The organism is Streptomyces sp. NPDC085481, assembly GCF_044541845.1.
GTDB lineage: Bacteria > Actinomycetota > Actinomycetes > Streptomycetales > Streptomycetaceae > Streptomyces.
Genome location: NZ_JBITTJ010000001.1, coordinates 682828 through 695259, shown reverse-complemented (window position 1 = coordinate 695259; position 12432 = coordinate 682828). Strand labels below are relative to the sequence as shown.

Here is a 12432-nt window from a genome sequence, read left to right as displayed (position 1 = left end):
GTAAGGAGCCCGGTGATCATTACGGAGCGGTCTACCGTCTCAGGTCGGGAACAACAAGAGGGCCTCGCCGCAACCGCGGTTAGGGTGATCACCATGCGCGATTTCGGGGCGGGATTCGGTTACCTGCTGCAAGGTCAGAAATGGGTCGGCCGGCACGGACGGTGGTTCGGGTTCGGGCTGCTGCCCGGGCTCGTCACGTTCGTGCTCTACGTGGGGGCGCTCATCGGCCTGTTCTACGGCGCCGACGACCTGACCTCCTGGGCCACCCCGTTCGCCGACGACTGGGGCTCGCCGTGGCAGGGCCTGTTCCGGGGCGCCCTGACCTTCCTGGTCTTCGGGCTCGGCCTGTTCCTCGCCGTGATCACCTTCACCGCCGTCACCCTCCTCGTCGGCCAGCCCTTCTACGAGTCGCTGTCGGAGGAGGTCGACCGCAGCGAGGGCGGCGAGGCCCCCGAGTCGGGCCTTCCGCTCTGGCGCGACCTGTGGATCTCCGCCCGCGACAGCCTGCGGGTCCTGCTGCGCGTCGCGTTCTACGGCATCCTGCTCTTCGCCGCCGGATTCATCCCGGTCGTCGGCCAGACCGTCGTCCCGGCCATCGGTTTCTGCGTCTCGGGCTTCTTCCTCACCGAGGAGCTGACCGCGGTCGCGCTCCAGCGCCGTGGCGTCGAGCTCAAGGAGCGGCTGGGACTGCTGCGCGGCCGCCGGATGGCCGTGCTCGGCTTCGGCGTCCCCCTCACCCTCGCCTTCCTGGTGCCGTTCGTCGCCGTGCTGCTCATGCCCGGCGCGGTCGCCGGAGCCACCCTGATGGCCCGTGAACTGACCGGCGAGGCAGGCGAGGAGAGCCCCACCGAAGAGGCCAGCGCCGGCGCCTGAGGGAAACTCCCGGATCCGCGGCAACCTTCCGGCCACCGGCGGCGACCAGGAGACGCACGATCTCCCCCACGGAAGGAACGAGGGTCCATGGCTCGACGAGCTCCCCGGCCCACCCGCCACAGACGCAAGGTCGGCGTACGCCGCGCCGTCCTGGCCGGTCTGGCCGCGTTCGGCCTCACCGGCTCGGCCGTCGTCGTCTCCGGCCTGCTCGCCCCGGCGGGCGCGGCCACCGGCGCCTGGCCCGAGGCGAAGGGCGACGACATCCCCGTAGCCAGGACCATCGAGGTCACCGGGACCTACGACGGCGGGCTGCGGCGCTTCCACGGCACCGGAGCCCTCGGCTCCGCAGGTCAGGACGAGGACCAGGACCCGGTCTTCGTGCTCAAGGACGGCGCCGTCCTGAAGAACGTGGTCCTCGGCTCCCCGGCCGCCGACGGCGTCCACTGCCTGGGCAGCTGCACGATCCAGAACGTGTGGTGGGAGGACGTCGGCGAGGACGCCGCCACCTTCAAGGGCACCTCGCCGCAGGCCGTCTACACGGTGTACGGCGGCGGCGCCCGCAAGGCCTCCGACAAGGTCTTCCAGTTCAACGGCGCCGGCAAGCTGGTGGTGACCAGGTTCCAGGCCGCCGGGATCGGCAAGCTGGTCCGCACCTGCGGCAACTGCAAGAAGCAGTACCAGCGCACGGTCATCGTCAACGACGTGGACATCACCGCGCCCGCCCAGTCGATCGTCGGCGTCAACGCCGACTACGGCGACACCGCGGCCCTGCGCGAGATCCGCATCCACGGCGACCCCCGGCAGAAGATCAAGCCCTGCACGCGCTTCCAGGGCAACACCACGGGCGAGGAGCCGACCGAGCTCGGCACCGGACCCGACGGCACGACCTGCCGCTACACGGACGCCGACCTCTTCTACGAGTGAGCGGCGGTCAGTCCAGCACCGGGTGCAGCTCCGGGCGGGCCTCCCACCAGGCCTGGTGGAAGGCGTTGTTGGGGACGTTGTCCAGGTAGGCGAGTCCCGCCGCGCGGTACAGGAGCCCCGCCCGGCGCTCCGAGACCGCGGCCCGGTTCCAGGCGAGCCGGATGCGGCCGGTGACCGGGTCGCCGGTCAGCGGACGCAGGACGGTGCCCTCGGCGGAGGGCGCCGTCGGCTGGCTCACGGAGACCGCGCGGCCGGCCGCGATCAGGTCGTAGTGCATCTTGCGGTCGGCGATCCGGTAGCGCAGCGTCGGGGTGAAGCCGGCCCGCCGGCACGCCTCGACCAGGGCCTCCGGGCCGCCGTCGTCGTCCTCGACCATGGTCATCCAGGTCTCGCCTGCCAGGTCCGCGAGGTCGACCCGCTCCCGGGTGGCCAGCGGGTGCGCCGCCGACATGCGCACGCAGAAGGGTTCCTTGGGGATCAGGGTGCGGGCGGCGGTGCCCTCGGGGAGCGGGACCTCGTGGTCGTCGACCTCCCCGTACACGATGGCGTCGTACTGGCCCGCGCCGAGCATGCGGCTGAGCGTGGTCACCGAGTGCTCGATGCTGACCGCGATCTCCTGGCCCGCCATCTCCTGCTCGAGCCGCCCGAGCAGTCCGTCCACCAGGACCAGCAGGATGCAGCCGAGCCGCAGCGTCGGGTGGGGTGCGGCGGCCCGCGCGCCGGCCGCGAGCGCGTCCATCTCGCCGAGCACCCGGCGCGCCTTGGACAGCACGAACTCGCCCAGGGGCGTGGGGTCCACACCGTGCCGCCCGCGCACGAACAGCTCCCCGCCCGCGGCCCGTTCGATCCGCCGCAACTGCGCGGAGAGCGCGGGCTGCGAGACCCCGAGCCGCGCCGCGGCGCGCCCCAGACTACCCGCCTCCGCTATCCGGCAGACGGCCTCCAGATGCCTCAACTCCAGCTGCATTTCAGCAGCGTAGGCAGCGCCCGGGGGTGGAGGACGGGGTTCCGGAGGTCCGGGGCATAACGCCGGTCTTATGCCATGTGGGAGGTCCCCGGGTGGGCATGTCCACGCCCATACTCGGCCGCGACCCACCGTCTCCCCCCACCCGAACGGAGCAGACGTGCAACCCATCAGACTCACGGCGGTCCTGGCAGCGCTCGCGCTGACGGCCAGCCTCGCCGGCACCCTCGCGGGCACCGCCACCGCCGCCAACGCGCAGGCCCCGCAGGCGCAGCCCGTACCGCCCGGGCACGGCAGGTCCCTCGCGCTCCAGGCCGCCGACAAGGCCGCCGACAGCGGACTCGACGGGCTGCGCCACGGCGCCGACGAGGAACTCGTCCGCACCGCCGTCACCCCCTGGGCGGGCGGCCTCTACTACGCCGCCTACCAGCGCACGTACAAGGGCCTCCCGGTCGCCGGCGGCGACGCCGTGGTCCTGTCGGACAGCGCCGGCAAGGTCCGCGACATCGCCTCCGCGCCCGCCCCGGCCCTCGCGCTCTCCACCAGGGCCACGGTCGGCTCCGCCGCCGCCCTCGCCACCGCCCGGGCCCAGCTCGCCGGGGCGGAGAGCGCGAGCACCCCCGAACTGACCGTGCTGCTCAAGGGGAACAAGCCCGTCCTCGCCTGGCACACCCTGGTCGTCGGCCGCACCGCCAAGGGCCTGCCGAGCTCGCTCGACACCTACGTCGACGCCCGCACCGGGACCATCGCCCGCGCCACCGACAAGATCCTGCACGCCGAGGGCCGCGGCTACCACAACGGCAACGTCACCATCGACACCGCCGCGAGCTCCATGACCGACCCGAACCGCTCCGGCTTCAAGTGCGGCGGCCAGAACGGCAGCGCCTACACCGGCTCCTCGCCCTGGGGCAACGGCACCGCCAACGACCTCGTGACCGCCTGCGTCGACATCATGTACGCCGCCCAGCGCGAGTTCGACATGCTCAAGCAGTGGTTCGGCTACAACGGCCAGAACGGCCAGGGCGGCATGGTCCCGGCCCGCGCCGGACTGAGCGAGGTCAACGCGTACTACGACGGTACGAAGACCACCTACGGCCGCAACCAGAACCGCACCATGCAGCTCACCGGCATCGACGTGGTGGCCCACGAGTACGGTCACGAGATCTTCGACCGCACTCCGGGCGGCTCCGGCTCGTCCAACGAGAACGGCGGGATGAACGAGTCCACCGGTGACATCTTCGGGGCGCTCACCGAGCACTTCGCGAACAACCCCAACGACACCCCGGACTACACCGTCGGCGAGAAGCTGGACTTCCTCGGCGACAACAAGCCGATCCGCTACATGTACAACCCCTCGCTCGCCGGTGACCCCAACTGCTACCCGCAGCTGAACTCCGGCACCGAGGTGCACGCGGCGGCCGGCCCGCAGAACCACTGGTTCTACCTGCTCGCCGAGGGCTCCAACCCCGGCGGCGGCAAGCCCGCCAGCCCGATATGTTCCGGCGGCCCTTCCTCGGTGACCGGCATCGGCGTCCAGAAGGCCGGCAAGATCTTCATGGGCGCGCTGCTGATGAAGACCTCGTCCTGGAACCACCTCGCCGCCCGCAAGGCGACCCTGTCCAGCGCCAAGAACACCTACGGCAGCGCCGAGTGCAACGCGGTGAAGGCGGCCTGGAACGCGATCGGCGTCCCGGCCCAGTCCGGTGAGACCGACTGCGGCGGAACCACCACGCCGGACTTCTCACTCGCCCTGAACCCGGCCTCCGGCTCGGTCCAGCCCGGCGCCTCGGTCACGGCCACGGTCAACACGACCACCACCGGCGGCAGCGCGCAGACCGTGCAGCTCTCCGCGAGCGGTGCCCCGAGCGGGGTCACCGTCTCCTTCAGCCCGTCCTCGGTGACCTCCGGCGGCTCCTCGACGATGACCGTCCAGGCCGCGGCCGGCGCGGCCGACGGCACCTACCCGATCACCGTCACCGGCACCGGCTCGGCCACCCACAACGTGACCTACCAGCTGACGGTCGGCACCACGACCCCGCCGCCCACCGGCTGCGACGACACCGAGTACACCTACCAGGGCGAGCTCGCCGACGGCCAGGCCGAGGCCCAGCCGGACGGCTCGTACTACTACTCGGCGACCTCCGGCACCCACGTGGGCTGCCTGCGTGGTCCGGCCGGCACCGACTTCGACCTCTACCTGCAGAAGTGGAACGGCTCCGGCTGGGTGGACGTGGCGGTCGGAGGCACGTCGGGCGCCGACGAGGACACCCGCTACAACGGGACCGCCGGCTACTACCGCTATGTGGTCCACGCCTACAGCGGCTCCGGCGCGTACACGCTGGGCCTGAGCGCCCCGTAAGGGGGACGGGGCACCGTCACGGACAGGGGGTTCCGTGCCGGCCGCCCCGCCGGACGGCCGGTGCGATCACCGGCCGTCCGGCACGTCCACCAGGACGTACCCGGGCTTCTCGCCGCCCGCGTCCGCGAGCCGCTGCCCGTCCGGCCCCCAGGCCCCGGCCAGACCGGCGCCGACCCCGTCCTCGTTCGGGCCGAGCACATTGCCGAGGACCACGTAGAGACCGAAGTCGCGGGCCCGCGCCGGATACACCGTCTCGAACGAGTCGTTGTCCGCGGCGAGCACCGAACTCGCCAGATAGACCGTGCAGTCGTCGGCCGCCGCGCGCTCGGCGAGCTCCGGGAAGCGGTTGTCGTAGCAGGTGGCGGTCGCGAAGCGGACCCCGTCGAGCGTGAAGCGGCCGTCGGCCGGGCCGGGCGCGAAGACCTCCGCCTCGACCCCGTACAGGTGCTGCTTGTCGTAGCGGGTGAGGAGCGAGCCGTCCGGGCCGATCACCAGCGTGGTGATCCCGGGCCGGCCGCCTGCCGTGCGCACCGGGCCGTTGACGACGGCCGCGGCCGACGCCTCCCGGCAGGCCTCCCGTACCGGCTCGAGCCGCGGGTCGTCCTCGGTCAGGACCAGCTCGGGGTCGTCCCGGATCAGGCTCGGCTCGTAGCCGGTGAGGGAGAGCTCGCAGAAGACCACCAGGCGGGCCCCCTCGGCCCCGGCGGCGCGGATCAGCCCGGCGGTGGCACGGACGTTGGCGGCGATGTCCCCGGCGACCGGGGCGAACTGCGTGGCGGCGACGATCATGGCCGCCATCATCGCACTCCGCCCGAAGCCGGGGTGGCCCGCTAGGAACCGGCGGCGACGGCCACGATCGCTCGTACCTGCGCGATGATGTCGAGCCGGTTGCGGACGAACTCCGGGTCGCTGACCGCGCCCGTCGCCGGGTCCGCGTTGCCGGCGCCGAACTGCAGCACCGGGGTGTGCACATGGCCGCCGGGCAGGTCCGGCAGGCCGAGCCGGTCGCGCAGCAGGGTCGCGCGGTAGGCGATCTCGTTGGAGAGGTAGTCCCCGCCGCCGCCCGCCCGTGCGACGGAGCCGGGGGTCGGGCCGCCGGGGCGGACCACAGGGGTGTCCGAGCCGGCCGGGAGTTCGGTGACCGAGGTGTTGTCGTAGACGGGGAAGCGGCCGGTGTGCGCCGCCGTGATCGCCGGGTACGGGAGGGTCGTCGAGGTCCACTGGGGCTGCGCGGCCGGATCGGCCACCGGCACGGTCCCGGTGCTCGACAGGTTCTCGTTGTCGGGGAAGCCGCCGCGCCAGGCCCCGTTGGTCCGCTCGATGTCGAAGCGGCCGGGCCGGCCCTGGCTCACCGTGGTGAACAGGTCCACCTTCGGGAGGTGCGGGCTCAGGGTCCGTTCGACCGTGCCGTCGGCGAAGTCCTCCCAGCGGACCGGGAAGACGGCCGTCTCGATCCGGGCGAGGGAGCCGTCGGCGGTGCGCAGCCAGGTGCCGTCCAGGGCGAGCGCGGTGGCCCCGGAGGGGTTGCTGATCCGGGTGTCGCGGTCGAGCGTGAACGGGTCGAAGCCGGTGAGCAGGATCCGCTTGACGCCCTTGCCGGCCGGGTAGCGGATCGAGTCCTGGCCGCGTGAGGAGCGCTCCAGCCGGTCGAGCAGCCGGGCCCTCGCCTCGTCGGTGAGGCCAAACCCGGGCTGCCAGGAACGCAGTTCGCGGGCGAGCGCGAGCCGGGTCCAGTACAGCGGCCGGTCGTCGTCCCGCGAGAGGTCGCCGCCCGCGTGGCCGCGGCCCTGTGCCCGGTCGACCGCCCGCTGCCAGAGCCGCGATCCGTACCGTACGACCGTCCGCTCGGCCTGCGCGGTGCCGCGGGCTTCCGCGAGGGCGTCGGCGAACTCCGGTGCCAGGGAGGCGAATCCACTGCGCCGCAGGATCTCCTGGGGCGCCGCCCGGTCGAGTCTGGCCTCCTCGGCCGTCACGGTGGGGGCGGTGGCCGCCGCGGGCACCAGGGGTGTCGCGGCGGTCAGGGCGAGCGCGAGGGCGAGCGTGCTGCGTATCGGGGGCACGGGTGTCCTTCCGTACGGCGGTGACGGGCCGTCCGGAAGTATCCCGGCACAGGGGCCGCTCCCGCTACGGCGCCCTCACGCGCCCCTCCTTGAGCAGCGCCAGGAAGTCCCGGAAGGACCCCGGCATGTCCACCGCGTCCGGGTCGAGCAGCCACTGGAACTGCAGGCCGTCCATCACCGCCGTGAGCAGTGGCGCCACCCGCTCGGGGGTGAGGCCGCCGGGCAGCTCGTCGCCGAACTCCGCGCGCAGTACGTCGGCCATGTTCTCCCGCACCTGGAGGTAGCGCTCGGTGAAGAAGGCGCGGGCCGGGTGGCCCTCGGTGACGCTCTCGCCGAGCAGTGCGGAGAAGGTCTGCACGATGCCGGGCCGCATCGCGTTGTACTCCACCAGTGACTCCATGAGGTCGAGCCGCCAGTGCTCGCGGTCCCGGCCGCCGCTGGTGTCCCAGCGGTCGCGCTCCTCCAGGACGGCGACGAGCAGCGCCTCCTTGGTCGGGAAGTAGTGCAGCAGCCCCTGCTGGGTGAGCCCGACGCGCTCGGCGACGGCGCCGAGGGACGCGCCCCGGTAGCCGCGTTCGGCGATCACCTCGAGGGCGGCGCGGACGATCTCCGTCCGCCGCTCCTCGCTCCTGGCCCGTGCCATCGGCCCCGTCCCCCTTCCGGAATTCCCTGTCCCCAGGACCGTACGGCATCCCCGTGCATAACGAAATGCTAACGAAACCTACCGATCACCAGGTAGGCGAGTCACCATGGGCGGCACCCAGAACTTCAACGAGGAGGTACGGCCGTGCCGGAGACGACCGAGGACACCGTGCGCGAAGAGGCCGTCGAGGCGGCCCTCGCCAAGCTCGACCTGGACACCAAGGCCCGGCTGCTCGGCGGCCAGGACATGTGGTCGCTCCCGGCCCTGCCCGAGATCGGCCTGGCCTCCCTGGTCATGTCCGACGGCCCGATCGGCGTCCGCGGCGTCCGCTGGACCGCCGACGACCCCTCCGTCGCCCTGCCCTCCCCGACCGCGCTCGCCGCCACCTGGGACCCGGCCCTCGCCCGCCGCGCCGGCCGGCTGCTCGCCCAGGAGGCCCGCCGCAAGGGCGTCCACGTCCTCCTCGCCCCCACCGTCAACCTGCACCGCACCCCGCTCGGCGGCCGCCACTTCGAGGCCTACAGCGAGGACCCGTACCTCACCGGCGCCATCGGCACCGGCTACGTCCAGGGCGTCCAGGACGGCGGCGTCGGCACCACCGTCAAGCACTTCGTCGCCAACGACGCCGAGACCGACCGCTTCACCGTCGACAACAAGGTCGCCGCCCGCCCGCTGCGCGAGCTCTACCTCGCCCCCTTCGAGGCCATCGTCAAGAACGCCCACCCCTGGGGCATCATGACCGCCTACAACCAGGTCAACGGCACGACCATGACCGAGCACCGCCACCTCGTGAACGAGGTGCTGCGCGGCGAGTGGGGCTTCGACGGCTACAACGTCTCCGACTGGATGGCCGCCCGCTCCACCAAGGGCGACATCGAGGGCGGTCTCGACGTCGCCATGCCGGGACCGCGGACCGTGTACGGCGAGGCGCTCGCCGCCGCCGTCCGGGTCGGCGAGGTCGACGAGTCCGCCGTCGACGCCGCCGTACGCAACGTCCTCAGGCTCGCAGCCCGTGTCGGCGCCCTCGAAGGCGCCCCGCCGGTCGTCGCCGAACCCCCCGCCACGATCGACGGCGACGCCCTCGCCCGCGAGATCGCCCACCGCGGCTTCGTCCTCGTGCGCAACGAGTCCCCGGAGGGCAGGGCCGCGCTGCCCCTCGCCGCCGGAACCTCCGTCGCCCTGTCCGGCGCCGCCGCCCGCGACGCCCGCGTCCTCGGCGGCGGCTCCGCCCAGGTCTTCCCCGAGCACACCGTCTCCCCGCTCGACGGCCTCACCGCCGCCCTCCCCGAAGGCGCCCTGACCTTCACCGTCGGCGCCGACCCCAGCGACGAACTCGCCCCCGCCGACCAGGGCTTCACTCTCCACGCCGTCTGCCGCGACGCCACGGGCGGCGTGCTCGGCGAGGGCACCCTGCCCAACGGCCAGGTCCAGTGGATCGGCGACGACCTCCCGGCCGGCGTCACCCACGACGCCCTCGCCTCCATCGAGGTCACCGGCACCTTCACCCCGCGCGAGAGCGGCGAGCACTCCTTCGGCACCCGCGGCCTCGGCGCCTTCAGGCTCACCGTCGCCGGGCGCACCCTCTTCGAGGGCGTCCAGGCCATGGGCTCCGAGTCCGACCCCTTCGAGGCATTCTTCGGCTCGCCCGTCGAGCGCGGCCGGGTCGCCCTCACGGCCGGCGAGACCGTCCGGATCTCCCTGCACCACACCCTGGCCAAGGAGTTCGCGGCCCCGATGCCGGCCGTCATGTTCTCCTTCGTCCACCGCGGGCCGCGCCGCGACCCCGACGAACTGATCGCCGAAGCCGTCGAGGCGGCCCGCGCCGCCGACACCGCCGTCGTGGTCGTCGCCACGACCGAGCGCGTCGAGTCCGAGGGCTTCGACCGCAAGGACCTCGCCCTGCCCGGCCGCCAGGACGACCTCGTCCGCGCCGTCGCCGCCGCCAACCCGCGCACCGTGGTCGTCGTCAACGCCGGTTCCCCGGTCGAGATGCCCTGGCGCGAGGACGTCGCAGCCGTCCTGCTCAGCTGGTTCCCCGGCCAGGAGGGCGGCGCCGCGCTCGCCGACGTCCTCACCGGCGCCGAGGAGCCCGGCGGCCGGCTCCCCACCACCTGGCCGGTAGCCCTCGCCGACGTCCCCGTCACCGAGGTCACCCCGACCGGCGGGGAACTCGCCTACGACGAGGGCGTGTTCATCGGCTACCGCGCCTGGGACAAGGCCGGCGCCGTCCCCGCGTACCCCTTCGGCCACGGTCTCGGCTACACCACCTGGTCGTACGACTCCCTCGTCGTCACCCCGGAGACCGCCACCGTCCGCCTCACCAACACCGGCGAGCGCACCGGCCGCGAGACCGTCCAGATCTACCTCGCCCCCCTGGAGGACACCGTCGAGCGCCCGGCCCGCTGGCTGGCCGCCTTCGCGAGCGTCGAGGCCGGCGCGGGCGAGAGCGTCGAGACGGTGATCGAACTGCCCCGCCGCGCCTTCGAGATCTGGGACGAGGCGAAGAACGACTGGACCTTCGTCACCGGCGGGTACGAGGTCCTGGCCGCCCGCTCCCTGGCCGACGCCCGCCTGACCGCCCCCCTGGACCTCTGACCCGGAGGCCCCCACGACCGGCCCCGGAGCGGAACCTGACGACCGCTCCGGGGCTCGGGGCCTGGAGCGGACCTGACGACCGCTCCGGGGCCCCATGGCCTGGAGAGCGGACCTGACAACCGCTCGGACAGGCCTCGGGGCCCGTCCGGCGGATCAGGGGCGCCGGACGGGCCCTACTCCCGCGTGACCTGCCGGTACGCGAGCTCCGCGAGCCGTGCCTGGCCGTCCCTGCTCGGGTGGAAGAAGTCCCACGGGCTCAGCTGCTCGCCCTCGAACCGGAAGCCGAAGACCGCGCCGCCGTCGTAGCGGCAGCGCGTGTCCTTCGCGCACACCTCCCGCAGCACCCGGTTGTACGCCACCACCCGGTCCCGCACCCTCGTCCGGCGCTCCTCGGCCGCCGCGCCCAGGTCCTCCGGGTCCGCCAGCATCGAGCCGCAGACACCCAGCTTCCACACCTGACGGCCCATCGGACTGACCCGGCCGGTCGACCAGAGCCGTCGCAGATCCGGCAGACTCGACACGTACACCTGTGCCTTCGGCGCCCCCGCCCGCAGCTTCGCGAGCGCCGCGGCGAAGGAGGCGCGGAACTCCTCGACCGGGGTCATCTGCTCCGCACGGTCCCGGCAGGCGTCGTTCGCGCCCATCATGACCGTCACCAACTCCGGCCGCTCGGCCGCCGCCGCGGCCATCTGCTCCGGCAGTTCCGCCATCCGCGCCCCGGAGCGCGCCAGGTTCCAGCTGTTGCCGGGCAGGCGGCCGGGGCCGAGGAGCCGCAGCGCCAGGCTGTTGACGGCCGCGTCCGTGCCCGTCGCCCAGGACACCTCGGGGCAGTCCGACAGGACCGTACAGGCGTCGAAGGCGCGGGTGATGGAGTCGCCGACGGCCGCGACCGAGGCGGGCGAGGGATTCCACACCGGCTTCGGCCGGGGCTTCGGCTTCGCCGCGGCGGACGGGCGCGCCGCGGCGGGGGAGCCGTCGGCCGAACAGCCGGGCAGCGCGGCCACGCAGAGCAGCGCGGCCGCGGCCGCGGTCGTACGGAACGTCGTACGCAAACGTCGTCGCCCGCGCATCCCCGGGGCCCCTCCTCGGCGTCCTGGCGAGTGAAAGCTTGGTGTCCACCCGCCTCTGACCGACCGTACGTCACCCTGATGTGGGCGCGGCACGGTAGTTTTTCCCCCGTCGAACCAGAGGCGCCTCAGCCGATCGGCTCCGGTAAATTACATCACGTCACATGCTGTCCCCATTTTGGGGGTTTGTGAAGATCTGCTCCTGATGCTGTTTACTGAGGCCGCTGGGAAAAGGCGAACCTCGTCCCACACTGGAGGTCCCGGTGACGACACGTGGAGTCCTGTACGTACACTCCGCACCGCGCGCGCTCTGCCCGCACGTCGAATGGGCGGTCGCGGGCGTCCTCGGTGCGAGGGTCCAGCTCGACTGGATCCGGCAGCCGGCGTCCCCCGGGACCTGGAGAGCCGAGTTCTCCTGGAAGGGCCAGACCGGCACCGCCTCCAGACTCGCCTCCGCGCTGCGCGGCTGGCAGATGCTCCGCTTCGAGGTGACCGCGGAGCCCTGCCCCACCGCCGAGGGCGAGCGCTACAGCGCCACCCCCGAACTGGGGATCTTCCACGCGGTCACCGGCATCCACGGCGACATCCTGATCCCCGAGGACCGGCTGCGCGCCGCCCTCGCCCGCGCGGCCCAGGGCGAGACGGTCCTGGAGGCCGAGATCGCCAAGCTCCTCGGCAAGCCCTGGGACGACGAACTGGAACCCTTCCGCTACGCGGGCGAGGGAGCCCCGGTCCGCTGGCTCCACCAGGTGGTCTAACCCCCCCGCGGGAGCCCGCCATGGGGGTATGTGATGCGCACGCGTACGGCGGCCGCGACGGCCGCCGTTCCGCTGTCCGGGCCATGTTTTCGGCGCGGGGAGGCGAACCGTCCGTCTTCGCGGCCCGCTGACTGCCCCGCAGCAGCACGACGGCCCCTGCCGGAACGTCCCGGCAGGGGCCTTCGAGGC

Annotated in this window: 10 protein-coding genes; 5 read left to right on the top strand and 5 right to left on the bottom strand. The window is 73.1% G+C overall.

The annotated features are described in order from the left end of the window. The first annotated feature begins 93 nt into the window (after nt 1-93). Both ACIGEZ_RS03295 and ACIGEZ_RS03290 read left to right on the top strand, forming a co-directional pair. Nucleotides 94-873: an EI24 domain-containing protein gene (locus tag ACIGEZ_RS03295; RefSeq protein ID WP_399825061.1), complete on the top strand. Its 780-nt coding sequence runs from the start codon at nt 94-96 to the stop codon at nt 871-873. Nucleotides 874-960: 87 nt separating this feature from the next. Next, a complete protein-coding gene (locus tag ACIGEZ_RS03290; RefSeq protein WP_399825059.1) occupies nt 961-1797 on the top strand; it encodes a pectate lyase in 837 nt (278 codons plus the stop codon). 7 nt (nt 1798-1804) lie between these two features. Here ACIGEZ_RS03290 and ACIGEZ_RS03285 read toward each other — a convergent pair whose 3' ends face one another. After that, on the bottom strand, nt 1805-2764 hold the full coding sequence (locus ACIGEZ_RS03285; RefSeq protein WP_399825058.1) for a LysR family transcriptional regulator: 960 nt from the start codon (nt 2762-2764) through the stop codon (nt 1805-1807). 157 nt (nt 2765-2921) lie between these two features. Between ACIGEZ_RS03285 and ACIGEZ_RS03280 the strand changes: the two genes are divergently transcribed. After that, nucleotides 2922-5120 carry a M4 family metallopeptidase gene (locus ACIGEZ_RS03280; RefSeq protein WP_399825056.1) on the top strand — a complete coding sequence of 733 codons (2199 nt, stop codon included), beginning with the start codon at nt 2922-2924 and terminating at the stop codon, nt 5118-5120. A 66-nt stretch (nt 5121-5186) separates the two neighbouring features. Here ACIGEZ_RS03280 and ACIGEZ_RS03275 read toward each other — a convergent pair whose 3' ends face one another. The 3 genes from ACIGEZ_RS03275 to ACIGEZ_RS03265 all read right to left on the bottom strand — a co-directional run bounded on the left by ACIGEZ_RS03275 (nt 5187) and on the right by ACIGEZ_RS03265 (nt 7823). Beyond that, nucleotides 5187-5909 carry a carbon-nitrogen hydrolase family protein gene (locus tag ACIGEZ_RS03275; protein ID WP_399825054.1) on the bottom strand — a complete coding sequence of 241 codons (723 nt, stop codon included), beginning with the start codon at nt 5907-5909 and terminating at the stop codon, nt 5187-5189. A 41-nt stretch (nt 5910-5950) separates the two neighbouring features. After that, on the bottom strand, nt 5951-7180 hold the full coding sequence (locus ACIGEZ_RS03270) for a pyroglutamyl peptidase (protein ID WP_399825053.1): 1230 nt from the start codon (nt 7178-7180) through the stop codon (nt 5951-5953). A 64-nt stretch (nt 7181-7244) separates the two neighbouring features. Continuing rightward, nucleotides 7245-7823 carry a TetR/AcrR family transcriptional regulator gene (locus ACIGEZ_RS03265; RefSeq protein ID WP_399825052.1) on the bottom strand — a complete coding sequence of 193 codons (579 nt, stop codon included), beginning with the start codon at nt 7821-7823 and terminating at the stop codon, nt 7245-7247. Nucleotides 7824-7967: 144 nt separating this feature from the next. Here ACIGEZ_RS03265 and ACIGEZ_RS03260 point away from each other — a divergent pair, with 144 nt between their 5' ends. After that, nucleotides 7968-10418, top strand: a complete 2451-nt coding sequence (locus tag ACIGEZ_RS03260; RefSeq protein ID WP_399825050.1) for a glycoside hydrolase family 3 protein — start codon at nt 7968-7970, stop codon at nt 10416-10418. A 173-nt stretch (nt 10419-10591) separates the two neighbouring features. Here ACIGEZ_RS03260 and ACIGEZ_RS03255 read toward each other — a convergent pair whose 3' ends face one another. Next, nucleotides 10592-11488 (bottom strand): SGNH/GDSL hydrolase family protein, encoded by an 897-nt coding sequence (locus ACIGEZ_RS03255; protein WP_399825048.1) that lies wholly within the window; start codon nt 11486-11488, stop codon nt 10592-10594. 260 nt (nt 11489-11748) lie between these two features. On the opposite strand from ACIGEZ_RS03255, the gene ACIGEZ_RS03250 reads away from it, so the two are divergent. Then, nucleotides 11749-12243, top strand: coding sequence for a DUF3145 domain-containing protein (locus tag ACIGEZ_RS03250; RefSeq protein WP_399825047.1), 495 nt, complete (start codon nt 11749-11751; stop codon nt 12241-12243). Nucleotides 12244-12432 lie beyond the last annotated feature (189 nt).